At 70.5% G+C, this 22,865-nt stretch carries 20 protein-coding genes; 7 read left to right on the top strand and 13 right to left on the bottom strand.

Annotated elements, in window-relative coordinates; translation table 11 throughout:
* Positions 1-24 precede the first annotated feature (24 nt).
* The gene (locus A176_RS20765) at positions 25-2,559 is read left to right on the top strand and encodes an adenylate/guanylate cyclase domain-containing protein (protein WP_044890141.1); all 2,535 of its coding nucleotides are present in this window, start codon (positions 25-27) and stop codon (positions 2,557-2,559) included.
* A 1-nt stretch (position 2,560) separates the two neighbouring features.
* Here the strand turns inward: A176_RS20765 and A176_RS20760 are convergent, their stop codons facing one another.
* The 7 genes from A176_RS20760 to A176_RS20730 all read right to left on the bottom strand — a co-directional run bounded on the left by A176_RS20760 (position 2,561) and on the right by A176_RS20730 (position 10,537).
* A complete protein-coding gene (locus A176_RS20760) occupies positions 2,561-2,926 on the bottom strand; it encodes a (2Fe-2S) ferredoxin domain-containing protein (RefSeq protein WP_002634873.1) in 366 nt (121 codons plus the stop codon).
* Positions 2,927-3,121: 195 nt separating this feature from the next.
* On the bottom strand, positions 3,122-3,895 hold the full coding sequence (locus A176_RS20755; protein WP_002634874.1) for a NuoI/complex I 23 kDa subunit family protein: 774 nt from the start codon (positions 3,893-3,895) through the stop codon (positions 3,122-3,124).
* Between the two features lie 42 nt (positions 3,896-3,937).
* Positions 3,938-5,386 (bottom strand): complex I subunit 1/NuoH family protein, encoded by a 1,449-nt coding sequence (locus A176_RS20750; RefSeq protein ID WP_002634875.1) that lies wholly within the window; start codon positions 5,384-5,386, stop codon positions 3,938-3,940.
* 2 nt (positions 5,387-5,388) lie between these two features.
* A complete protein-coding gene (locus tag A176_RS20745) occupies positions 5,389-7,272 on the bottom strand; it encodes an NADH-quinone oxidoreductase subunit G (protein ID WP_002634876.1) in 1,884 nt (627 codons plus the stop codon).
* Positions 7,269-8,519 (bottom strand): NADH dehydrogenase (quinone) subunit D, encoded by a 1,251-nt coding sequence (gene nuoD, locus A176_RS20740; protein WP_002634877.1) that lies wholly within the window; start codon positions 8,517-8,519, stop codon positions 7,269-7,271. The genes A176_RS20745 and nuoD overlap by 4 nt, the downstream gene beginning before the upstream one ends.
* A 12-nt stretch (positions 8,520-8,531) precedes the next feature.
* On the bottom strand, positions 8,532-9,050 hold the full coding sequence (locus A176_RS20735) for an NADH-quinone oxidoreductase subunit C (RefSeq protein ID WP_002634878.1): 519 nt from the start codon (positions 9,048-9,050) through the stop codon (positions 8,532-8,534).
* A gap of 179 nt (positions 9,051-9,229) precedes the next feature.
* The gene (locus A176_RS20730) at positions 9,230-10,537 is read right to left on the bottom strand and encodes an adenylate/guanylate cyclase domain-containing protein (RefSeq protein ID WP_002634879.1); all 1,308 of its coding nucleotides are present in this window, start codon (positions 10,535-10,537) and stop codon (positions 9,230-9,232) included.
* Between the two features lie 95 nt (positions 10,538-10,632).
* Between A176_RS20730 and A176_RS20725 the strand changes: the two genes are divergently transcribed.
* Both A176_RS20725 and A176_RS20720 read left to right on the top strand, forming a co-directional pair.
* Complete coding sequence (locus tag A176_RS20725) at positions 10,633-12,768, top strand: sulfatase-like hydrolase/transferase (protein WP_002634880.1); 2,136 nt, start codon at positions 10,633-10,635, stop codon at positions 12,766-12,768.
* Entirely contained in the window at positions 12,758-13,126 is a 369-nt protein-coding gene (locus A176_RS20720) for a PaaI family thioesterase (RefSeq protein WP_002634881.1), read from the top strand. The genes A176_RS20725 and A176_RS20720 overlap by 11 nt, the downstream gene beginning before the upstream one ends.
* 84 nt (positions 13,127-13,210) lie before the next feature.
* Here the strand turns inward: A176_RS20720 and A176_RS20715 are convergent, their stop codons facing one another.
* Both A176_RS20715 and A176_RS20710 read right to left on the bottom strand, forming a co-directional pair.
* A complete protein-coding gene (locus tag A176_RS20715; protein WP_002634882.1) occupies positions 13,211-13,774 on the bottom strand; it encodes an NADH-quinone oxidoreductase subunit B in 564 nt (187 codons plus the stop codon).
* A gap of 6 nt (positions 13,775-13,780) precedes the next feature.
* A complete protein-coding gene (locus A176_RS20710; RefSeq protein ID WP_002634883.1) occupies positions 13,781-14,152 on the bottom strand; it encodes an NADH-quinone oxidoreductase subunit A in 372 nt (123 codons plus the stop codon).
* Between the two features lie 250 nt (positions 14,153-14,402).
* Between A176_RS20710 and A176_RS20705 the strand changes: the two genes are divergently transcribed.
* Complete coding sequence (locus A176_RS20705) at positions 14,403-15,965, top strand: methyl-accepting chemotaxis protein (protein ID WP_002634884.1); 1,563 nt, start codon at positions 14,403-14,405, stop codon at positions 15,963-15,965.
* Positions 15,966-15,968: 3 nt separating this feature from the next.
* On the opposite strand, the gene A176_RS20700 is transcribed toward A176_RS20705, so the two are convergent.
* The 4 genes from A176_RS20700 to A176_RS20685 form a co-directional block, all read right to left on the bottom strand.
* Positions 15,969-16,205 (bottom strand): amphi-Trp domain-containing protein, encoded by a 237-nt coding sequence (locus A176_RS20700; protein WP_002634885.1) that lies wholly within the window; start codon positions 16,203-16,205, stop codon positions 15,969-15,971.
* A 202-nt stretch (positions 16,206-16,407) separates the two neighbouring features.
* Positions 16,408-17,298, bottom strand: coding sequence for a sigma-70 family RNA polymerase sigma factor (locus A176_RS20695; protein ID WP_002634887.1), 891 nt, complete (start codon positions 17,296-17,298; stop codon positions 16,408-16,410).
* Positions 17,295-20,399: a tetratricopeptide repeat protein gene (locus A176_RS20690; protein ID WP_002634888.1), complete on the bottom strand. Its 3,105-nt coding sequence runs from the start codon at positions 20,397-20,399 to the stop codon at positions 17,295-17,297. The genes A176_RS20695 and A176_RS20690 overlap by 4 nt, the downstream gene beginning before the upstream one ends.
* 56 nt (positions 20,400-20,455) lie before the next feature.
* Positions 20,456-21,274, bottom strand: a complete 819-nt coding sequence (locus tag A176_RS20685; RefSeq protein ID WP_002634890.1) for a PHP domain-containing protein — start codon at positions 21,272-21,274, stop codon at positions 20,456-20,458.
* Between the two features lie 117 nt (positions 21,275-21,391).
* Between A176_RS20685 and A176_RS20680 the strand changes: the two genes are divergently transcribed.
* The 3 genes from A176_RS20680 (at position 21,392) to A176_RS20670 (ending at position 22,788) form a co-directional block, all read left to right on the top strand.
* Positions 21,392-21,676: a hypothetical protein gene (locus tag A176_RS20680; protein WP_002634892.1), complete on the top strand. Its 285-nt coding sequence runs from the start codon at positions 21,392-21,394 to the stop codon at positions 21,674-21,676.
* A gap of 41 nt (positions 21,677-21,717) precedes the next feature.
* Positions 21,718-22,152, top strand: a complete 435-nt coding sequence (locus tag A176_RS20675) for an OsmC family protein (protein WP_044890142.1) — start codon at positions 21,718-21,720, stop codon at positions 22,150-22,152.
* 108 nt (positions 22,153-22,260) lie between these two features.
* Positions 22,261-22,788 carry a hypothetical protein gene (locus A176_RS20670; protein ID WP_002634894.1) on the top strand — a complete coding sequence of 176 codons (528 nt, stop codon included), beginning with the start codon at positions 22,261-22,263 and terminating at the stop codon, positions 22,786-22,788.
* Positions 22,789-22,865 lie beyond the last annotated feature (77 nt).

Raw genomic sequence — 22,865 nt, 5'->3', positions numbered from 1 at the left:
AAGCGGCTTGGCGTCTCCCTGTTGATGGCACTCTTCTTCGGCGGAGTGCTGGGGCTGCTCGTGTACCTGCGCCCGGCCGGCGTCGTGCCGGCGCGGGAGTCGTCGAGGGCCTGGGTTCCCACGGCCGTGTTCGACACCGCGCAGGGGTGGCTGGACGGCTGGGAGCGCGTCACCTACGACTGGCGCGTGCGGGTTCTCGGTGAGCGCTCCGAGCGCCCGGACGAGGCCGTGGTCATCGCCATCGACGACGAGACGCTGGCCGAGGCCCGGCAGGACGTGCGCCCCGGCGTGGCGGCCCAACCCTGGCCCCGGCAGCTTGTGGGGCGGATGGTGCACCGGCTGGTGCAGGAGGGCGCGTTGTTCGTCCTCGTGGACCTGCCCTTCACGGACCTCAGCCCCAACGCCTGCACCGGCGCCGCGCCACCGCACGCGATGTCCTGCGACGACGCGGCCTTCGCGGCCTTGTTGGAGAAGGACCCCGGCCGCGCGCTGCTCGGGTTCACCTGGGAGTCCCAGGGCCCGCGCGTGTTGCCCCCGGCCAACCGGCTCTGGCCCTACCGCGTGAAGCTGGGCCTCTACGACGCGCCCGCGCAGGCGCATGCCCGCGCCCAGGCCGTGCTCGCCGCGCAGCGCCCCGCGTTCATCCTGCCCGCGGGAAGTCAGATTGAGGTGTGGGCCGGTGTCACGGACGAGGCGGACGGCAAGGCCCTGGGCGCGCGGCTGGGCGCCACGACGCCCATCCTCGAGGAGCGCCGGGCCGCGGACGACGCCTACCGCGTGGGGCCCACGGAGCTCTTCGTCGCGATGTCGGCCGTGGAGGTGGTGGGCCTGGACGCGGCGGAGCTCGTCGAGCTGCGCCACCTCCAGCACCCCGTGGTGCCGCTCTTGGGCGCCGGCGCGGGTTTCGGGGCCACCACGCTCCTGGCCGACCCGGATGGGCAGGTGCGCGCCATTCCCCACCTGGTGAGCCATACCCTCCGAGGCAGACGGTACATCCTGCCGTCGCTGCCGCTGGCCGCGGCCATGCGCCTGGCCGAGACGCGCACGCTCCGCTACGAGGACGGCAAGCTGCACGTGGGGGACGCCTACGCCATCCCCATGAGCCCCTCGGGCCTCAGCCTGCTGCGCTGGGACGCGCCCAACGTGGGCCGGGGCTCCCGCGGCTCGCTGGCGCGCTCCATCCGCGCGTGGAACGTGCTGCTCAACGTCTTCGACGTGGCGGACGAGCGCCCCGCGCGCTTCGAGAACGACTTGGAGGGCCGCACCGTCATCCTCACGAAGACGGCGGGCGAGCCCGGGCACGTGCGGGCCACGCCCATGGGCGCGGAGACACCCAGCGGCGCGATTCTGGGGCAGGCCCTGGCCAACCTCCTGCGCTCGGACGGCATCACCCGCGCCTCGCCGGATTTGGACCTGCTGCTCACCGTGGGGCTGGCCTTCCTCGGCGCCTTCCTCGCGCTGTCGCTCAGCTTCCTGCTGCGCTCGGTGCGCGGCGCCGTGCTCTACGTGGGCTTCCTCGTCGCGGCGGGCGCGGGCTACGCCTTCGGCGCCGCGTACGTCTTCGTCGAACAGCGCCTCTGGGTGGCCATGGCCGGGCCGCTGTTGGCCATGGTGGGCGCCTTCGTCGTCACCATCCGCTATGCCTACGGCACCGAGCGGCAGATTCGCGACTTCGTGCACAACGCGCTCGGCCGGTACGTGAGTCCGGACGTGGCGCGGCTGGTGGCGCGGGACTTGAGCCTGATGCGTCCCGAGCGCCGGCAGATGTCCGTGTACGTCTGCGACATCGAGGGCTTCACGCGCATCTCGGAGGGCCTGCCGCCCGAGCAGCTCGTGGGCCTCTTCAACGCGTACCTCACGGAAATCGCCGCGGTGGTGCGGGCCACGGCGGGGCAGGTGGACAAGTACATCGGCGACTCGGTGATGGCCTTCTGGGGCGCGCCGGTGCGCACGGACCGCCACGCGCATCTGGCCTGCGAGGCCGCGCTGAAGATGCACGAGGTGCTGGCCGAGTGTCAGGACGCCTGGGAGAAGAAGTACGGCCACCGCCTGACGTTCCGCGCCGCGGTGGACACCGGGGAGCTGGTGGTGGGCGACCTGGGCAGCGAGATGAAGTCCAACTACACCGTGCTCGGAGACGCGGTGGGGCTCGCGTCGCGCCTGGAGGCCATCAACAAGGTGTACGGCACCCATGTGCTGGCCGGCGAGACGACGGCGCAGCTCGCCAGCAGCAGCTACGTCTTCCGCATGGTGGACCACGTGCGCTTCCCGGGCCGCGCGCAGCCGGTGCGGGTGCATGAGCTGGTGGCGCGGCGGGGAGAGCTCACCCCTCGCATGCAGGAGCAGCTCGCGCTTCACGAGCAGGCGCTCACCGCCTACCACCAGCGGCGCTTCGCGGAGGCGCATGCGCTCTTCGAGCGGGCCGCCCACGAGTTCCTGGACACCGTGGCGGTGCTCTACGCCGAGCGCTGCGCCCGCTTCCTCGTCACGCCGCCGCCCGCGGACTGGGACGGCGTGCACGGCGTGGACGCGTCCGGACCCTCCGCCGCCGCGGCGTGACTCAGTCCTCGCCGCAGTCCGAGTCCGGCTGGCCGAAGAGCTCCTTCACCGGGGCGTCCTTCGCGATGTGCTCCGACACCACGCGGCGCATCTTCTCCGGCGTCATCTCGGAGTAGTACACCTCACCGTCCCACCCCATGAGTTGGTAGTCCTCCGGGGACAGCGGGTCGCGCTTGCGGCCGGTGTCCTCGCGCACGACGACGTTGGGACCCATGTGGCAGAAGCCGTAGCAGCCGCCGCGGTACAGCTCGCAGCGGGGCACCAGGCCCTGGCCTGACAGCGAGTCCCGGGCCTCGGCGTAGACGGCATCCGCGCCGCCCGCCTTGCAACTGGAGCCCTTGCACACCGACAGCCGGTAGCGCTTCACGGCGGCGACTCCCGGAGGGAGCGCTCACCGTGCCTTGCAGCGCGCGCCGCGCATGCTCCGCCACCAAGCGTATTGAAGAGCTTCATCCTCACCACCAGCCCCCTGAAAAAGCGCCGGCCCGCCTTCCGCTTCAACGCGGGAGGGCGGGCCGGGAATCCTGGCGAGGCGCTTACGGGCCTCGCAGGGAATCTGGATTCACTTGATGAACTTGGTCACCTGGATGGGGCCCTGCTGCGTCACCACCGTCTGGTGGCCGTGGGCGCCCGCGGGGAGCGCCTTGCCGTGGCCGTGGTCCCCGTGCCCGTGGTCGCCGTGGGGCAGCTTCAGCTCCACCAGGCCCTCGCCGATGCGCGTGTGCGCTTCCTTGTGGACGTGGTGCGGCTGCTCGGAGCCCTCGCGCTTGTTCCACGGGTCCGACGGGTGCGACACCGGCGCGCCCTTGAGCAGCTTCGGGATGTCGTAGACGAAGTTCTGCCGCGTGTACTCGGGCGGGGTGTGCGTGTACGTGTCCATGCGGATGGCGTCCTTGGGGCACGCATCCACGCAGAGGCCGCACACGATGCAGCGCAGCTCGTCGATGACGAACTGGGTGGGGTACTTCTCGATGACGCGGTCCTCCGCGTCGCCGCCCTCTTCGCCGTACTCGCCCGCCTCGATGTAGATGCACTGCGCCGGGCAGATGGTGGCGCACATGTAGCAAGCCACGCAGCGCGGCTTGCCATCCTCGCGCGGAACCAGCCGGTGCAGGCCGCGGTAGCCCTCGGGGTAGATGGGCTTCTCGTCGGGGTACGCCACCGTCGTCATCAGGCTGGTGCCGGTGCGGTCCACCACCTGCGTGTTGGTGTCACGCGTGCCGAAGAGATTGCGGAAGAAGTGCTTCGCGGTGATGCCCAACCCGCGGAGGAGGTTGGGCACATAGGCGCGCTCGCGGATGTCGGTGCGAGGGTCCTTGCTAACCTTGTAGGCCATGTGGGTTCTCGATTCCCGGATGCAGGGGCCGAAAGCTGCGGCCTAGTGGGTGGAGGCCGGGGCCGCGCCGTGGGCGTGCGCCGGGAGGTCATGGGCGCCGTGCCCACCGTGTCCATGGTCGTGGCCATGACCGTGCGCGCCGTGCGCACCGCCATGGGCATCGCCGCCTTCTGGGACCTTCGTTGTCGTGGTCAACACCACGAGCAACCCAATCTCCACCATGCCCAGCACCGCCAGCGCCCGCAGGGACGGATCCCAGAGGACCAGCGCGCCGGTCGCGAACACGTTCACCAGGCCGATGGGCAGGAGAATCTTCCAGCCCAGGGACTGAATCTGGTCGTAGCGGAAGCGGGGGAACGTCCAGCGGATGAGCAACTGCACCCAGATGAGGAACAGCACCTTCAGCCAGAACACCGTGCCCAGGATGGTGCCCAGCAGCCAGCCGTGCTCCTGCATGACGGGCAGGTTGGCCAGCCACTCGTTGCCGAAGGGCAGGTGGTAGCCGCCGAAGAAGAGCGCCGTCGTCACGCCGGCGAGCACCACGACCTCCACGAACTCGGAGATCATGAAGAGGCCGAACTTCATGCCGGAGTACTCGACGAAGTAGCCGATGATTTCGGACTCGCCTTCGGGCAGGTCGAACGGGGCGCGCTTGGTCTCCGCGAAGGACGCGGCGAAGAAGAGCAGGAAGCCCAGCGGCTGGATGATGATGCCCCAGGCCGGCAGGCCCAGGTCGAACGCGCCGTCGGTGCGCCACAGGTACTGCGCCTGTCCGGTGCCGCCGCCCATCGCGTGGCCGATGTCACCGATGATGGCCGGGAACTGCACCGACGAGAAAATCAGGAACAGGCCGACCAGCGACAGGCCGAGCGCGACCTCGTAGGAGATCATCTGCGAGGTGGCGCGCACGCCGCCCAGCAGCGCGAACTTGTTGTTGGACGCCCAGCCGGCCAGCGCGGTGCCGTAGACGGCCAGCGAGGCGATGGCGAGCACGTAGAGGATGCCGAAGTCCGGCGTGGCCACCACCATGTCCACCCGGTGACCGAACACCGTCACCGACGGGCCCGCGGGCACCACGGCGAACAGCGCGAAGGTCGGCGCGAAGGCGAGGATGGGGCCCAGGTTGAACATGAACCGGTTGGCCGTCGCCGGAATCAGGTCCTCCTTGGTCAGCATCTTCAGCACGTCCGTGAGGATGTGCGGGAGGCCGCCCAGGGAACGGTTCTTCAGGCCGGGCAGGGCGATGCGCGCGCGGTTGGGACCCATGCGGTCCTGGATGAACGCGCTCCACTTGCGCTCCGCCATGGTCAGCAGCGTCGCGATGACCATCACGAAGACGAGCACGAGGAACAGCACGTTGGTCAACCGGCTCGCGCCCGTGAACCAGTGTTCCTCCACCAGCCCACCCACGAGGTAGGCCGACGCCATGCCACCCGCCATCAGGAAGACGATGGTGAACATGGCGACGAGAATCGTCAGTACGCGGCTCATGACTAGATACCCCTCACCCGAGGCGTGCCGAACTCACGGTACCCGGCGGGGCGACCGTCGGCACCTGCCGGCAGCGGATTGATGCCCGGCTTCTCCCGGTCCGCCGGAGACGCCTTTTCCCAATTGAACTCGGCGAACTCGGCGACCTTGCCCGCCAGCTCGCGCCACACGTCGCGCGCGTGGCTCCAAGCGGGGGACTCACCGCCCAGCTCGCGCGTCAGCTCCGCCACCCACTTCCAGCCGGGGAGCACGTCGCCCTTGGGCGGGTACGCCTTGCGGAAGCGCTGGATGATGCCGTCCTGCTGCACGAAGGAGCCCTCGTCCTCGACGGGGACGGCGGCCGGCAGCAGCACCGTGGCCTGCGCGGTGATGGGGGACTCGCTGAAGGCCTGCGCGACGAACACGTCGAGCTGACCTGTGGCCTGCGCGAAGGACTCCACGTTGCCCGGCACCTCGGTGCCAATGGCGTAGAGCCCCTTCACGGTGCCCGCCTTCAGCGCGGTGCTCAGCGCGTCGAAGGTCTCCAGCTTGAGGCCCAGGCCCTTGGCGATGAGCTCCAGGCCCTTGCGGTTGGGGTTCTTGTCCGCCGTCATCAGGAAGTGGTCGGCGGCGCCCGACGGACGGCCTCCCACGTAGACGGTGGACACGCCCAGCGTGACCTTGGCGAAGCTCAGGCCCGCCAGCAGGTCCTCGTTGGAGGCCAGGGGCGAGGCCAGCACCGCCAACTGCTTGCCACCCGTGAGCGGGCGCAGCGCCTTGGCGGCGGCCTGCACGGCCTCCTTGCGGCTGGTGACGGGCTCGGCCTCACCGGAGCGGCTGGCGCGGCGGCCCACCTGGGCCTGCAGCACGCGGCCCACGTTCAGGTACTTGTAGGTGAGGCGGCCCTCGTCGCACATCCAGCTCTTGTTGACGGCCTCGTTCTCACGCGGGCGGTAGCGGTACGAGTCCTGCGACATCCAGTCCACGTAGGTGGTGCAGCCGCGCGAGCAGCCGGTGCACACCGACGGGGTGGCGGACAGGAACCACGCGCGCGCCTTGAAGCGGAAGTCGCGGCTGAGCAGCGCGCCCACCGGGCACACGTCCACGGTGTTGAGCGAGTAGTTGCTGCTCAGCTCGCTGCCCGGGAACACGTCGATGCGCTCGTGGCTGCCGCGGCCGAACACGCCGAGCTGCGGCTCCTTGGCCACTTCGTTCATCACGCGCACGCAGCGCGTGCACATGATGCAGCGCTCCTGGTCGATGACGACGCGGGGCCCCAGCACCTTGCGCTTGTTCTTGAGGGCCTTGGTGCCCTCCAGGCGCGAGGGCCGGTAGTCGTACTTCATGTAGTAGTCCTGCAGCTTGCACTCACCGGCCTGGTCGCAGATGGAGCAGTCGACCGGGTGGTTCAGCAGCAGGAACTCCATCACCGCGCGCTGCTGCTCCTTCACCTTGGGCGTGGTCGTCTTGACGACCTGGCCTTCGGCCATGGGCGTCTGGCACGCGGGCACCATCTTGGGCGCGTTGGACGCCTCGATGAGGCAGATGCGGCAGTTGGCCGCGATGGAGAGGCGCGGGTGGTAGCAGTAGTAGGGGATGTCCGAGCCGACCGCCTTGGCCGCCTCGATCATGTTCGTCCCCGGCTTCACCACGACTTCCTTGCCGTCGATGGTGGCGGTGATGAACCCCGGGTTCTTCGGCGCCGGCTTGGGCGGCGGACCGGAGGGCGGCTTGGGCGGAGGCGTCCCCGTGGGGCCGCTGGCGGCGGCGGGCGGGTTGTCCAGCTTCGCGCCGGCGGGCGGGTTGGACGGCTCCGGGCCCGTCTTGGCCGCGGGCGAGTCCGTGGGCGCCCCCTTCGGAGGCGGCTGCGCATCACCGGTGGGCTTCTTCGTGTCGTTGTCGCTCACTGCTCGACCTCGCCGCCGATCATGTTGATGGTGTCAAACGTGGGGATGAGGTCCGCGAGCATCTTGCCTTCGATGATGTGCGGAACCGCCGCGAGCACGGGGAAGCCCGGCGCGCGCACGTGGACCTTGTACGGCCGGCCGCGGCCGTCGCTCACCAGGTACCAGCCCAGCTCGCCGTTGGAGGCCTCGGTGGCGTCGTACACCTCACCGGGGGGCACCTGGATGCCCTCCATCACCAGCTTGAAGTGCGACATCACGCCTTCGATGGTCCCGTAGACCTCGGGCTTGGGCGGCAGCGCGATGCGCCAGTCATCCACGATGATGGGGCCGGCGGGGATGGTGTCCATCGCCTGGCGCAGGATGCGGATGGACTGACGCATCTCCTCGAGCCGGACGAGGTAGCGGTCGTAGTTGTCGCCGTGCTCGCCCAGCGGGACGTCGAAGTCGAACCGGTCGTAGACCCAGTACGGCTTCGTCTTGCGGATGTCGTAGTCCACGCCGCACGCGCGCAGGGCGGGGCCGGTGTAGCCGAACTCGATGGCGTCCTCGGCGCTGATGACACCCGTGCCCTTCGTGCGGTCCACGAAGATGCGGTTGTTCGTCAGCAGGCCTTCCATCTCGTCGAGCAGCGCGACGCCCTGGTCCAGCGTCTTGCGGACGAGCGGAATCCAGCCCTCGGGCAGGTCGCGGTTGCTGCCACCCACGCGGCCGAAGCTGGTGGTGAGGCGCGCGCCGGTCAGCTCGGCGGTGCGGTCATGCAGCAGCTCGCGGAACTCCATGGCGAGGAGGAACGGCGCGAAGCCGCCCATCTCCAGGCCGGTGGCGCCCACGCACGTCAGGTGGTCCGTCAGCCGGTGCAGCTCGGAGCCGATGACGCGGATGTACTGGGCGCGCTCGGGAATCTCCAGGCCGATGAGCTTCTCCACGGCGTTGAGGAACCCGAAGTTGTTCATCATCGCGGACAGGTAGTTGAGCCGGTCCGTGTAGGGCAGGCACTGCGTCCACGTGACGTTCTCGCAGCTCTTCTGGAAGCCGCGGTGCAGGAAGCCAATCTCAGGGTCGATCTTGACGATCGTCTCACCCTCGAGCTCCACCTTCAGCCGCACGGTGCCGTGCGTGGCCGGGTGGGAGGGGCCCATGTTGATGACCATCCGCTTGGTCTGGAGGTGGGCCTCCAGCTCCGACTCGTGGGCGTACGAGTCGGTATCGGGGTTCGGCGCTTCGTCGGGCTTATGGGTGTCAGCCATGGATGTCCTCGCTCAGGAGAGCCCGCTGGTGCCGGGGCCGCGGAAGATGTCCTTGATGGGGCGCTCGGGGATGAGCGGCTGCCGGTCGCGCAGCGCGTAGTCCTTGCGCAGCGGGTGCCCCTTGAACTCGTCGTACAGGAGGATGCGGCGCAGGTCGGGGTGCCCGGCGAACTGGATGCCGTAGAAGTCGAAGGTCAACCGCTCCCACCAGTTGGCGCCCCGGAACAGCGGCACCAGCGTGGGCACCACCGGGTTGGCTTCGCTCACGCGCACCTTCAGCCGCACGTGCTCGTGCCGCTTGAGCGAGTAGAGGAAGTAGACGACCTCGAAGCGAGGGTCGCTCTCCGCCAGGTGCAGCCGATCCACGGCGTCGATGGAGCCGAACAGCTTGAACTCCAACTCCGGGTCGTTCTTCAGGAACGCGGCGACCTTCGGGAGCGAGTCAGCATGGATGACGGCCCAGGCGCCTCCGGTCCGGTCCACGTAGCGATCCGCCACCGCCTCTGGGAGCTGGGCGGAGACCCTGTCCAACGCGAAAGTGCTCAAGGGGGCCCCAATGACTAAGGGAGAAGAATCCGCGGCTTTATAAGGAGCCCTCGCGGGGTGCGTCAACGTAAACCCTCAACCATGTAGCCCACTTAGGAGGCCCAGAAGCGGGCGTTGCGCATGACGCGGTGGGAGGGATGCTGGCGACCCGGACAGGGGGTGGATCAGCCGGCCGCCCGAATGGCCCCGACTTGTCCCACACTCGGGGAAAAGGTGGCCACGGGCAGGCGCTTTCCAGGAACCGAGGCCGGGGCCACCGATACCCAGTCGAAGGTCTCCGCGCAGCGCTCCCGGGTGGCCTGGGAGGCGAGGACCGGGACGCCGGCTCCCTTCGTGAGCTGCTCGATGCGGGAGGCCACGTTCACCGTGTCGCCAATGGCGGTGTACTCCAGGCGGCGGGTGGTGGAGCCGATGTTCCCCAGGACGACGGGCCCGGTGTGGATGCCCACCCCCATGCGGAGGCCGGGGACGCCCCGGGCGGCCCGCTCGGCGTTGACCGCCTCCAGCTCCGCCACCATGTCCAGGGCGCAGCGCACCGCGCTGAGGGGGTGGTGGGCGTCATCCAGCGGGGCGCCGAAGTACACCATGAGCGCGTCCCCGATGAACTTGTCCAACGTTCCGCCATGGCGGAACACGACCTCCACCATGCGGCCGTAGTACTCGTTGAGGACCTCGACCACCTGCTCGGGCGGCATCCGCTCGCTCAGCGCGGTGAAGTCCCGCAGGTCCGCGAAGAGCACGGTGACCTCGCGCAGCTCCGGGGGCAGGGAGGCCTGGCGTTGCAGTCGGTCTGCTACTGAGGGCGAGAAGTAACGCCCCAGGCGGGCGCGCTTGAGCTCCTCGCGGGACACGGCGGCGGACAGGGTGCGGATGCGGCCCAGCAGGTAATGGGCGCCCGCGGCCGTGATTCCCAGCAGCACCACCGCGGCGATCTGCGCGCCGGCGCCGATGCCCGCTTCGTACTGGAGCCGGACCTCGGCGATGGCGGCCACCGTCATGACGATGGCCGTCACGGAGCGGCGCAGGGACAAGGCCGCCAGCAGCACCAGCACGGTGTAGATGCCCAGCGAGAAGCCGGCCACGCCTCCGGGAGAGGGCGACACCGGAATGGCCAGGTGCTGCATCCAATAGATGGCGGGCGCGTCCACGAAGGCCAGCGTGAGGCCCGCCCACCAGACGCCGTGGCGCCAGCGGGCCACCGCCACCATGCCCAGGACGGTGCAGAGCCAGTAGCCGCCCAGCGGGACCAGATACACGGCCCAGTCCGCCTTGGCGCTCAGCGTGGATTGGTGGAGGGCCACGCCCAGCAGCAGGGTGACGGCCACCAGCCGCAGCCGGGCCATCTGCCGGGCGTGGTGATAGCGCTCGACGTCCAGCGCCTGGCTCACCAAATCCTGGCTGCCCTCGGGGAGCGGGGCGTCTGGCATTTCAGGGCCGGCGGGGCCGGTCGCGCTGGTGGGGTTCAATCGCACGCAAATTGTTCATATCCGGGTTCGGGCGCATCCCCCAAATGCGGGGGGCCCGCGCAGGCACGCGGCTGTTGCAATCGGGTATAGAAGTCCAGGTCATGCCCGAGCTCCCCCCGTCCGGCATCCTTCGCTCCTGGTTCGTTCGTCTGCTTGCTGGCGCCGCGCTGGGGTTGTTGTTGTTCGCGGGCGAGTCGTGGCTGCTCCTGCGTTCAGGCGTGGTGGGCATGGACATCCCCGTGGAGGGCCCCTACGCGGCGCTGATGGCGGCCGTGCAGCCCGTCATCCCAGGACTGCTTTTGCGCGTGGCGGCCGTGTACGCGGCGGCGGGCGCACTGCTCGCGGCGGCGGCGACGTTGCTGGCCCGCGCCTGGGGCAAGGGTGGCGCGCTGGCGACGCTGGGGCAGGGGCTGCTGCTGTTCTCGCTCTTGGCGTGGGACCGGGCCATCGCGCGGCCCGCGCTCTTCGATGATTTGCCCGCGCTCCGTTCGCTACTGGCCTGGCTGGTGGACCATGGGGAGCCCTGGCACCCGCGCGCCTTCGCGGTGGGGTGGCTGGCGGTGCATGCGGCGGCGTGGGTGCTGCGCTCGGGCGCGGGGCGCGGACGGCGCGCGTTGTGGCTGGGCGCGGCGGCGGCCGGCACGGCGGTGGTGCTGCTGGTGGGCCAGGGGACGTGGGGCCAGGGCCAGGCGGCGCATCCGCTGGTCGTCGTGATTGGCATCGACGCCTTCCGCCCGGACCGGCTGAAGTCCCAGGGAGGCACGGGCGCGGTGGCGCCGAACGTGGAGCGCCTGCTGGAGGAGGGGACGCTCTTCACCCGCGCGTACACGCCCATTGCCCAGACGGAGCCCGCGTGGCGTTCGCTGCTCACGGCGCGCTGGCCGCACGAGACGGGGGTTCGCTACTCCCTGACGTCGGACTCGCGGATGCAGCTCCAGCGCACGTTCGCCGAGTCGTTCGCCCAGGCCGGGTGGCGCACGGTGTTCGCCACCGACTGCTCGCGCTTCCACGCGGAGGGGCCGGCGTCCGGCTTCGAGACGCGCCTTCAGCCGCCGCGCGGCGCGGTGAACTTCCTGCTGGAGAAGCTCCGCTACCGCGCGGTGGGCGTCTTCGCGGACAACGCCCTGGGCGCGGCCTGGCTGCCCGAGTTCATCGACAACCGCGCGCTGGCGGGCATCCACGACGCCATGGGGTATTCGGAGCGGCTGGCGTCACGGCTCGTGGACGAGGCGAGCCAGGGCCCCACGTTGTTCGCCTTCCACGCGACGGCGGCGCACTTCCCCGGGGACCCGGTCCACCCGTTCTACCGGCGCTTCGTCTCCGCCTCGGAGCCGCTGGAGCGGCGGTTGCGCATGCACTTCGCGCCCGTGTCTCCGGGGGCGAAGGGGGGCTGGAATCGCCCGGGCGCGGAGGCGCTCTATGACGAACTCATCGCGCAGGCGGACGCGCAGGTGGGGATGTTGCTGGACGCGCTGCGCCGCTCGGGGCGCTATGACGACGCGCTCATCCTCTTGATGTCGGACCACGGCGAGAGCTTCCACGCGGACCGCGAGGACCTGGCCGGCGCCACGCCCGTTCATGGCGCTCGGCTGTCGGAAGAGGAGAACCGCATCCTGTTGGCGGTGAAGCCACCGCGCGGGCGGGGGACGGGGCCCGCGTCCGTGGACGCGCTGGTGCGACTGGTGGATGTGGGGCCCACGTTGCTGGAGCTGTCCGGACTGCCGGGCCTGACGGATGTGGATGGCGTGTCACTGGCGCCGCTGCTGCGCGGCGAGGCCTGGGCCCCGCTGTCGCTGTACGCGGAGACGGGCTTCACGCACGTGTTGCCGGAGGTGTTCGACCCGGGGCATTGGCCGGGCGCGCCGCGCGCCTTCGACGCGTACCGCATCCGCCCGGATGGCGTGGTGGAGATGGGTCCCGCGGCGCACGCGGGCATCCTCCAGGAGAAGGACGTGGGCGCCTTCGATGGCGCGCGGTGGTGGGTGGACCGGCCACAGGCGGACGGGCGCGTGCTGCGCGCCTGCTCGGGCGACTGTGAAGGGCCGGACGCCATCGCGCTGGAGGCGTGGTTCGACGGCGTGCAGGGCCGCACGGCCCCGGGACGCTGGCGTAAGGTGGCCGGCCATGACTCCGGAAACCCCCAGCCTTCAGGAACGCTACGCTCCCCAGAACAGTTGCTTCGGCTGCGGCCCGGCCAACGCACAGGGCCTGCGCATCCGCAGCCGCGTGGAGGGTGACGCCGTCGTCGCGGACTGGACGCCGCAGGCGCACCACCACGCGTTCGACGGGGTCCTCAGCGGCGGAATCGTGGGCACGCTGCTGGACTGTCACTGCAACTGGACGGCGGCGTACCACCTGATGCGCGCGCAAGGCGCGGACGCGCCGCCCTGCACCGTCACCGCCGAGTACGCGATTACGCTGAAGCGCCCCACGCCCATGGCCGGGCCGCTGCAGCTCTCCGCGAAGCCGGTGGAGATTCAGGGGGACCGCGCCGTCATCGAAGGCACGCTCACCGCGGGCGGGAAGGTGACGGCCATCTGCCGGGGCACCTTCGTCGCCGTGAAGCCGGGCCACCCCGCGTATCACCGCTGGTAGCCGCCAGAAACACCGGGGCCCCGGCGCTTCCGCTCGGGTGAGCGGGAGCGGGCGGGGCCCGAGTGGTACCGCGCGTGGGGCGCGTTACTTGTTCATGGACAGCAGCAGGTCATGCCGCGCGGCCGTGGGGTTCGGCTGCTCGCGGTCCGCGATGCGGTGGACCTGGTTGCCAATCTTGTCCTGCAGCAGCATCAGGCCGTCGAGCACCTGCTCCGGGCGCGGCGGGCAGCCGGGGATGTACACGTCCACCGGGATGATGCGGTCGATGCCCTGGAGCACCGCGTAGTTGTCGTAGAAGCCGCCCGAGGACGCGCACACGCCGAAGGACACGACCCACTTGGGCTCGGCCATCTGCTCGTAGACGCGCTTGAGGATGGGGGCCTGCTTCAGGTTGATGGTGCCCACCACCATCAGCAGATCCGCCTGACGGGGCGAGAACCGGGGGAACTCGGCGCCGAAGCGGGAGATGTCGTGCCGGCTGGCGGCCACGGACATGTACTCCATGCCGCAGCAGGCCGTGGCGTACGGGTAGGTGAAGAGCGAGTACTTGCGCGCCCAACCGAGGCCCTTGGAGACGATGGACTGGAGCCAGCCCATGGACTCTTCGCGGCGCGTCGTAACGATGTTTCCGAGGTCAGCGTCAGCCATGATGTCTCAGCTCTCCCAGTCCAGGGCGCCCTTCTTCCAGATATAGATAAGGCCGACCACCAGCGTCACAGCGAAAACGAGCATCTCCACGTACCCGAACCAGCCGAGCGCCTGGAAGTTCACCGCCCAGGGGTACAGGAACACCGCTTCCACGTCGAACACGATGAACAGCAGCGCCACGACGTAGAACTTCACCGCGAAGCGCTGCCGCGCCGGGCCGCTCGACTCGGAGCCGGCCTCGAAGGCGGTGGCCTTGATGGCGCTCGGACGGCGGGGACCCAGCCGCGTGGTGATCTGGGGAATCAGCATCGCCATGCCACCCGCCAGCAGCAGGACCACGGCCAGCGGCAGGTAGGGCGTGAGGGGAGTCGGAGTCATCGCGCGCGGAACCTAATTTCACCGCGCTCACCATGTCAAAGGGAAAGTCCAGGGGGCGTCGCGCCAACCCCTTAGAATAACGGCGAAAAGCGGTGTTCATGCTGGCTTGAAGCCGCCCTGGCGTGGATCAGCGGCCCGCCCGCCCTGGCGCCGGCCGGCCGGTTTGACGCTCCGCGAAGGGACGCCTACCGTCCGAGTACGCCGGTCATCCAACCGGCGTGAAACTTTCTCACCGGGGAGACGACTACGCATGTGGGGCCGGCTCGGCTTGCGGACGCAGGTGGCCATCGCGGTGGTCGTGCCCTGCCTGGCGGTGGTGGGCTTCTGCATCGCGTACTTCCCCATGCACCAGCGGGAAGTCACCATGGAGCTGCTCCAGAAGCGGGTGCGGGTGGTGGGGCGGCTCATGTCCCAGCACCCCGCGCTGCTGACGGCGGACGGCTCGCCGGAGTCCATGTCCCGGGTGAAGGACGTGCTGTCGCTGCTGGAGGCCCCCGAGTCGGTGAGTGAGCGCGGCGGCTTCACGCTGCGCTACCAGGGGCTGCTGGGGGCGGATGGCACGGTGCTGCACGCGCGCGGCCTCATCCCCGCGTCGGCCCGTTCGCTGGGCGGGGTGGGGATGGAGGGCTGCGTGACGGCCAGCCAGCGCGACGAGGTGTCAGTGCGCTGTGCCAGCGCGGAGCGCGTCTACGTGGCGGGCTTCAGCGTGCAAGAGGCGCTGACGTCGGTGGACGACATGCGGGGCGCCGTGGTGGCGGGGCTCGCGGGCGCGCTGATGTTGGGTCTGGCGCTGTCGCTCTTCATCAGCCGCGCCATCGCCGAGCCCGTGGCCCGGGTGACGGAGGTGGTGCGGGACGTGGCCCGGGGCGACATGTCCCGCGGCGAGTTGGATGTGCCGGCCACCGGTGAAGTGCGGCTCATGGCGCAGTCCTTCAACAAGATGCTGGGCACCCTGCGCGGCTCGGTGATGGAGATGGTGTCTCGGACGGAGCAGTTGTCCGGGGCCTCGCGCGGCCTGCTGGGCGCGTCCGCGGACCAGGAGCACGTCATCAGTCAGCAGGCGGCGTACGCGCAGCAGATCGCCGCCACGTTCGAGGAGCTGAGCCGCACCGCCGAGCAGATTTCCAGCTCCACCGAGGTGGTGGAGTCGAGCGCGCGCCGCACGCACGAAGCGGTGGCCGAGGCCATGGCGGTGGTGGCCCAGGTGGTCGCCGGCATCAACGACATCCGCACCGAGTCCAAGGGCGTGGCGGACGCGATTGTCGGTCTCAACCAGGACCTCCAGCAGGTGTCGAAGATCGCCCAGGTCATCAACCAGGTGGCGGAGCGCTCCGACCTGCTGGCGCTGAACGCGGCGCTGGAGGGCACCAAGGCGGGCGAGGTGGGCCGGGGCTTCTCGCTCGTGGCCGCGGAGATGCGCAAGCTGGCGGAGAACGTGTCCGCCTCCGCGCGCGACATCGCCCGAATCGTGGAGAAGGTGCAGGACTCCGGCGAGGAGGCGGCGGCCAAGGCGCGCGTGGGCATGGCCACCAGCGACCGGGGCGTGGAGGTGGCCGAGCAGGCCTCCTCCGTGTTCCAGCGCATCGTCGAACTGGCGCGAGGCACCAGCGAGGCGGCGCGGCAAATCACCATCGCCACCCGGCAGCAGCGTCAGTCCAGCGAGCAGGCCGTGCAGGGCGCTCGCAACGTCGCGGAGCTGGTGAAGCAGGGCGTGGACGCGACGGGCCGCACGACGCGCATCGCGCAGGACCTGCAGGCGGTGGCCGAGGGGCTCACCGCCGTCACCAGCCGCTTCAAGACGACGCGGAACTGAGCCTCATTCGCGCTGCCAGCGGAGCTGGAACTCGACCTCGTCCACGCCGTCCTCGCGCTCGTGCTCGATGTTGAAGAGCGCGTCGGCGGGGATGCGCAGGCGCTCGCCGGCGACCTGGATGTTGAAGGCCTTGCCTGCCTCGATGGCGTCCGCCAGCCGCCGCAGCTTCGCGACGAAGTCCTTGCGGGGATACGTCTTCTCCAAATCCCTGTCGGCTCGCTTCGCCTTCTTCTGCGCCATCGTCGTGAGCTCTCTCGTCCAGGTGCGGTGGGGTGATGCGCGGCCACGGACGGGCCGTGGCCGCGAATCTAGAAGCGCGCGACGTTGGAGCTCAAGCGGGTGCGGCGCTCAGGCGTGGGATTGCTGGACCCCGTCGATGCGCCGCTCCACCTCGTGGGCGAAGCGTATGCGCTGTTCATGGGAGATGCAGGCGTGCCGTGCTTCATCCCATCAGCCGGTGGAGGCTGAGGTCCAGGCGGCTCTGCACCAGGCCCAGGAGGCTCTCCACCTCGCGCCCGTTCAGCTTCAGCCGCGTGGCCAGCTCCCGGTGCGTCTGCTTCAGCAGCCGCTCGCGGGCTTGCGCCACGTGGCGCGCCACGCTGGAGCGGGGCTCCGCGTACAGCGTCGCGATGCGGTCCATGGTGAGGCCGTGGAGGTGGTGCAGGCGCAGCAGGGCGCGCTCTCGCTCAGTGAGGGCCGCGAGCGCCGCCTGGAGCGATTCGGACAAGGCCTGCTTGGAGTGGGCCTGGAGCACGTCGCGCTCCGGGTCGGCGCGCGACAGCAACTGCTCCAGGGCCTCGGGCGCCGCGACCAGGGGGGCATGCCGGCCCGCGTGCTCCTGCAGCTCGCCGCCGATGCGCGAGGCGACGATGCGCACCCAGCCGCCCAGGGAGCCCCGGCCCGAGTACTCCGCGATTTTTGGAGCCCGGCCCTCCATGCCCAGCAGCAGCCGCTGGCGCGTCACCTGGAGCACCTCGTCCACGAGCGCCGCCGGGTACCGGGACAGCCGCGCGGCCGTCTTCTGAACGACGTGTTTCTCGAAGAGCTGCAACGCGTGCGGGACGCCCTGTGCGCAAGCACACGCGAGGTACACGTCCGCGGCGTTGAGCTGGCGGAGCGCGTCCATCGGCGTGCCTTCCTCGCGCAGGTGGCGGCCCACGTGATGCAAGACGTGTCCTGGCTCCAGCGTGACGGTGGGCCAGGCTTCTCGTCCCTGTTCGAGCAGCGTCGCCAGCAGGGACTCCAGCTCCGGTGACGACAGGAGCGCGTCATGCAACGCCGCCGGGGCGGCCGCCAGCAGCAGCGCCGTCAGCGTGCCGGACGAGGCTGTCATCGCCGGACCTCGCTCACGCTGGGAAGGTTCCGCGCCCGCCAGGTCTGGAGTTCGTCACAGTCACGCCGTGCGCGCAGCCCCTGGGCCTCCAGCCACGTCTCGGCTTCATGGAGGAGGGACGTCACCTGCTCGCGTGCTTCCTGGCCCGGCCGCTCCCACAACGACTTGGCGAGGAGGAAGGACACCCGCGCCGCCTCCTTGCGGTCCAACCACACGCGGGCATGGATGCGCCGCGCGCGTTCGAGCAGCGGCACCGCTCGCGCTGGGGTGCCCAGGCCCAGGTGCGCCTCGCCCAGGCACGCGAGGTCCAGGGCGACGTCCGGGCTGTCCTTTCCCTGGGCGGCTTCGTCCAGCGCCAGGGACTGCTCGCAGCGGGTGAGGGCGGCCTTGTAGGCCCGCGTCTCCAGGTCCACCCGGGCGAGGTCCCGCACCACGCCGCAGGTCACCACGCTGTCGGCGCCGTTCTCCTTCTGGAGCAGGCTCAGCGCCTGCGTGAGTTGCCTCCGCGCCAGCGCGGGGTTGCCCGCGCGCAGGTGGATGAGGCCCAGGTTGCGCAGGGACATCTCCAGCCTGGGCGAATGCTCACCCACGCTGCGCTGGATGCGCTCCAGGGCCTGCTGGTTGTGGGCGAGCGCCTCGTCGAGCCGGTCCGAGTCATAGGCCACCATGCCCAGGCCGCCGAGCGCGGTGACGGTGTTGGGGTGGTCCGGCCCCTTCACGCGCTCGAAGATGGCCAGCGCCCGCGCGTAGTGGTCGCGGGCTTCCTCCAGCCGGCCTTCTCTGCGCAGCAGGCCCGCCAGGTTGTTGAGCGGCGCGGCCAGGCTCGCGTGGTCCTTGGAGCGCGCGGCCTCCAGCAGCGACAGCGAGCGTTGGAAGGTGTCGAGCGCTTCCTGCGTGCGGCCCAGGGCCAGCAGCTCGGTGGCGATGTTGTTGAGGTTGAGCGCGAGCACGGGATGCTCGGGGCTCCATTGCCGCTCCTGGAAGGCATGGGCCTGGGCCTCGCGGTAGAGCGCCAGGGCCTCCTCCGCGCGGAGCTGCCGTGAGCGCACGCGGCCCAGCCCGGTGAGGAAGTACGTGACGCGCGGGCGCGAGGGGCCCGTCGTCCGGCGTGCCAGCTCCAGGCCCTGGGTGTACTCGGCGTCCGCTTCCTCCAGCTTGCCTTGCATCAGCAGCAAGCCCCCCATGCGCAGGTGCAGGTCGGTGGCGACGTTGGGGAACCGCTCACGTCCCAGGCGCTCCACCGCCGCGCGGGCGTGCCGCACCAGCCGGTTGGCTTCGTCCACGCGCGCCATCTGGTCGCCCACCACCCACAGCAGGAGGTTCCACACGCGGGCGACCGTCTCGTCGTCGCGTCCCGCCTCGGCCGCGAAGAGCGCCTGGTAGAGGTGCTCCTCGGCTTCCGGCAGCTTGCCCGCGAGCCCGTGGGCATAGCCGTGCAGGGTGCGGACCTCCGCCTCCAGGGGGCGGTAGTCGAGGCCCTCGATGTCCTTCAGCAGGGCCGTGGAGACCTCCAGGGCCTGCGGGTGATTGCCCGCGTCCATGTGGGCCCGGGCCTCCGCCAGCTTGCGGCGCGCGGCGTCCACCCGAGCGCGCAGCACCTCCGGAGGCTGGGGCCGCGTCGCCAGCTCGGGCGCGTCCCTGCAGCCGGTGAGCCCCTCGAGCGCGGCCACCATCTGCGGTGCGTTCTGCACCGTCCGGGCATCGGCCTTCTCCAACACGTCGATGACCGCGGAGAGGTGCCACAGCCGGGTGTCCAGGCACGTGGCCGTCTGCCACGCGGCGCTGGCATCGGCGCGCGACGCGCGGCAGACCTCGGTGCGCAGCTCGCGCCAGGTGGTGGCGTGGCTGTCCATCGTGGTGGCCACGCTCTCCCAGGCGTCCGCGGCGAAGGGCTTGCCGGTGGCGAGGAAGGCCGAGCGAATCCGTTCCCGGCGCTCCGAGCCCCAGAGGGTGGCGAGCTTCTGGGCTTCCTGCTCACAGCTCGACTGTCGCTGCTGCGCCCCCACGTAGCCCACGGTGAGCCCCAGCAGACACGCCGAGGCCACCAGGGCGCCGACCCAGGCTCGGACGCGCCGGGTGCGAGGGGACAGCTCGGTCAGCAGGGCCTCCACCGATGCGAAGCGCTCCTCCGGCCGGGCGCGCAGTCCCCGCAGCACCGCGTTGCGGATTCGCGCGGGCACCTTCGATTCGCGCTCCGGTGGACGGATGCGGCCCTCGCGCGCGGCGCGGCCCAGGTCCTCCAGGCTCTTGCCCTCGAAGGGGCGCACGCCGTGCAGCGCTTCGTACAACGCGACACAGAAGCTGAACTGGTCCGAGCGCGCGTCCACCCCGTGGCCCTGGAGCTGCTCGGGCGCCATGTACGCGGGCGTGCCCAGCAGCGCGCCCGAGCGCGTCAGTGGCGTGTCGAGCGAGGGCTCCGCGGTGGAAGGCGGTGGCGCGCTCCGAAGCCGTTGCAGGTGGTTCGAGGGCCGCGCGAGCCCGAAGTCCGTCACCCGCACCCGGCCGTCACGCCCGACGAGGACGTTGCTGGGCTTGAAGTCGCGGTGCACCAGTCCCGCGGCGTGCGCGGCCGCCAGGCCCTGTCCCGCATCGATGAACACGCGGAGGATGTCCTGCCAGGGGCGCGGCGTCTCCAGCCACTCCGCCAGGGACATGCCCTCCACCAGCTCCAGGGCCAGGAAGACGCAGCCGTCGCACACTCCCACATCGTGCACCGTGACGACATGCGGGTGGGCCAGCCGGGCCAGGGCCTGGGCCTCGCGCAGGAGCCGCAGGCGGAGCTCTTCCAGGTGACGGCCTTCGGGGCGCAGCAGCTTGAGCGCCACCCGGCGGTCCAGCTCAGGGTCATGGGCCGCGTACACCTCGCCCATGGCGCCCTGGCCGATTCGCTCCTGCACCACGTAACGCGACAGCCGCGTGCCCGCCGAGACGAGTGGCCCGCCCGTGGGTTCGGGCGTGGCTTCCGACGCGCTGGCGCCCAGGGCCAGGTGCTCCTGGCAACGCTCACAGCCTTCGACGTGAACCAGCACGCGCGTGCGGTGCGCGTCCGGGAGCGCTCCCTCGAGGAAGTCGCTCAGTGTCGTCTCGCTGGGGCACTCCATGCAGGCCGGAGCCTATCAAATTTCTCGAAATCTCATTTTTACATGCCTGTAGCAGTTCATGCCTGCGCGCGTGATTTGAGCTTCGCGAACAGCTCGGGCGGCATGGAGGCGGTGCCCAGGCGGTGGTCGGCGGAGATGGCCTCGCCGTGGAAGTCGCTGCCCGCGGTGGGGACCAGGTCCAGGTCCTTCGCGAGGGCGAGGTACTTCTGACGCACGCTGGGGTTGTGGTCCTCGTGCAGGACCTCCAACCCGGCGAGTCCGGCCTGGGCGAGCGCGCGGATTTCGAGCCGCTCCATGCGCGACGAGCCGGGGTGGGCGAGGGTGGCGGTGCCGCCCGCGTTGCGGATGAGCCGGATGGCGTCCTCGCCCGCGAGCTTGAAGCGCTCCACCCAGGCGGCGCCGCGCGCGCCCAGGAAGCGGTCGAAGGCCTCCTTCACGTCCACGACCCAGCCGCGGTCCACCAGCACGCGGGCCAGGTGCGGGCGGCCCAACTGCGCGTCACCGGCCACCGCGAGCACGTGCTCCATCCGCACCGGGTAGCCGAGCTGCCGCATCCGTTCGAGCAAGGCTTCCATGCGCTGCTCGCGCTCCAGCCGCAGCCGGTCCGCGAAGCGGGCGATGTCCTCGTCATCGGGGCGCAGGAAGTGGCCCAGGATGTGGCACTCGCGGCCGTGGATGAACGCGGAGATTTCGATGCCCGGCACCAGCTCCACGCCATGGGCGCGCGCGGCCTCCGCGGCCTCCGCCAGTCCCGCGACGGTGTCGTGGTCCGTCACCGCCAACACCGTGACACCCGCGGCGGCCGCCCGCGTCAGCAGCTCCGTGGGCGCATATTGACCGTCGCTGGCGGTGGTGTGCGAGTGCAGGTCAATCACGGCGGGCTCCGAGGTGAGAGGTGCGTCAGGTCCCTTACGCGACCTGTGCCGGGTTTCACACCAACTTGCGCCATCCGGGGTGCCGCCGCCACCCGGGAGGCCTACTCTCAGCGCCCTATGGGCAAGAAGACCGATACGACCATCGAGAACCGGGTGTACCTCTTCGAGTCGTTGGCGAGCAGCTATGTCGCCTCCGCCACGGACGTCCTGTCCTCGGAGGACCCCGCGGTGCGTCAGCGCGCGCGGCGTGCCCTGGCGGAGCTGGCCTTCGTCTCCTGTGTCCTGGCGGACACTTCCCACCTCCCGGCCGAGCAGGTTCGGGCACAGGTGCTCGGCGCGCCCGAGCGCGTCCCGGAGTCGCCCACGAAGGTGTCGGGTGGGGCGCGGAAGCGGAACAAGTGAAGACGCTGGACTGGAGCGTGAAGGCCGTGGAGCCTTCTCCTATGAGCCAGACGCAGACTCCCGCCACGGGCGTGGTGATGACCTTGGTCAGCCAGCCCCAGTTCAAGACGCAGCTCACCCACGGCCCGTCCAGCACGGTGAGCCACACGGAGGCGCCGCGCGACAACGGAGGCACCGGCGGCAGCTTCTCGCCCACGGACATGGTGGGCGCGGCGCTGATGTCGTGCGCGGTGACGACGATGCACCTGTTCGCCTCGCGTGAGGGCATCTCGCTGGGCGAGGTGCGCGCCCGCGTGGAGAAGCGCATGACGCCGCCGCCTCGCCGCATTGGCGAGCTGGTGCTGGACATCCAGATGCCGGCGGGCCTGTCCGCTGAGCAGCGCGCGAAGCTGGAGACGGCGGGCCGGGAGTGCCCGGTGGCTCGCAGCCTCCATCCCGACGTGAAGCTGCCCATCGCGTTCAGCTATCCGGACTGAGGACGCAGGCTCGCCCGCCCTCCGAACGAGCTTGCCCGCCGTTGTTGCGGGCAGGCATCGCCGTGTCCAGGTTCCCCGGCTGCGGGGTTCCCCATCGGAGGACTGGGCATGCATGCGAAGCGGCTGGGCATCTACCTCAATGACCATCTGGCTGGCTCGGTGGGCGGTGTGGAGCTGGCGGTCCGCACCGAGGCGGAGAACCACGGCAACCTGCTGGGCCGCTACCTGGCGACGCTCATCCCCGAGTTGAAGGAGGACCAGGCCACGCTGGTGTCGGTGATGGAGGCCCTGGAGCTGAAGCGCGACGGGCTGAAGACGCGCGCCGCCTGGGCCGTGGAGAAGGTGTCGCGGTTGAAGCTCAATGGCACGCTGGTGCGCTACTCCCCGCTGAGCCGGCTGCTGGAGTTGGAGGGGCTGTGCGCGGCGACGGAGGGCCGGCTGTCCTTGTGGCGCACCCTGGCCCGCGTGTCGGTGAAGGACCCTCGGCTGGCGCGCTTCCCCTTCGAGTCGCTCGTGCAGCGCGGTGAGGCGCAGCGCTCGGTGCTCCAGCGCCTGCGGGCCCAGGCCGCGGACGTGGCCTTCTCGGAGGAGCCCCTGCCGTTCGGTTCGGGGGAGCCGCTCATCGCGGGGCACTGAGCGGGACGGGGCGCCCCAGCCCCGTTCGGCTCAGGCGAGCCGCTGGTCGCGGGGCACTGCGCGGGACGGGGCGGCAT

Origin of the sequence: Myxococcus hansupus, from assembly GCF_000280925.3 — a bacterium.
GTDB lineage: Bacteria > Myxococcota > Myxococcia > Myxococcales > Myxococcaceae > Myxococcus > Myxococcus hansupus.
The sequence above is the reverse complement of the archived record's forward strand: the minus strand, read 5'-3'. Positions and strand labels throughout refer to the sequence as shown.

Excerpts from the sequence above, each read along its gene's own strand:
- A176_RS20765 (WP_044890141.1), top strand. The coding sequence starts at position 25 with ATGGCACTCTTCTTCGGCGGAGTGCTGGGGCTGCTCGTGTACCTGCGC.
- A176_RS20755 (WP_002634874.1), bottom strand. The coding sequence starts at position 3,895 with ATGGCCTACAAGGTTAGCAAGGACCCTCGCACCGACATCCGCGAGCGC.
- A176_RS20750 (WP_002634875.1), bottom strand. The coding sequence starts at position 5,386 with ATGAGCCGCGTACTGACGATTCTCGTCGCCATGTTCACCATCGTCTTC.
- nuoD (WP_002634877.1), bottom strand. The coding sequence starts at position 8,519 with ATGGCTGACACCCATAAGCCCGACGAAGCGCCGAACCCCGATACCGAC.
- A176_RS20725 (WP_002634880.1), top strand. The coding sequence starts at position 10,633 with ATGCCCGAGCTCCCCCCGTCCGGCATCCTTCGCTCCTGGTTCGTTCGT.
- A176_RS20715 (WP_002634882.1), bottom strand. The coding sequence starts at position 13,774 with ATGGCTGACGCTGACCTCGGAAACATCGTTACGACGCGCCGCGAAGAG.
- A176_RS20710 (WP_002634883.1), bottom strand. The coding sequence starts at position 14,152 with ATGACTCCGACTCCCCTCACGCCCTACCTGCCGCTGGCCGTGGTCCTG.
- A176_RS20705 (WP_002634884.1), top strand. The coding sequence starts at position 14,403 with ATGTGGGGCCGGCTCGGCTTGCGGACGCAGGTGGCCATCGCGGTGGTC.
- A176_RS20700 (WP_002634885.1), bottom strand. The coding sequence starts at position 16,205 with ATGGCGCAGAAGAAGGCGAAGCGAGCCGACAGGGATTTGGAGAAGACG.
- A176_RS20695 (WP_002634887.1), bottom strand. The coding sequence starts at position 17,298 with ATGACAGCCTCGTCCGGCACGCTGACGGCGCTGCTGCTGGCGGCCGCC.
- A176_RS20690 (WP_002634888.1), bottom strand. The coding sequence starts at position 20,399 with ATGGAGTGCCCCAGCGAGACGACACTGAGCGACTTCCTCGAGGGAGCG.
- A176_RS20680 (WP_002634892.1), top strand. The coding sequence starts at position 21,392 with ATGGGCAAGAAGACCGATACGACCATCGAGAACCGGGTGTACCTCTTC.
- A176_RS20675 (WP_044890142.1), top strand. The coding sequence starts at position 21,718 with ATGAGCCAGACGCAGACTCCCGCCACGGGCGTGGTGATGACCTTGGTC.
- A176_RS20670 (WP_002634894.1), top strand. The coding sequence starts at position 22,261 with ATGCATGCGAAGCGGCTGGGCATCTACCTCAATGACCATCTGGCTGGC.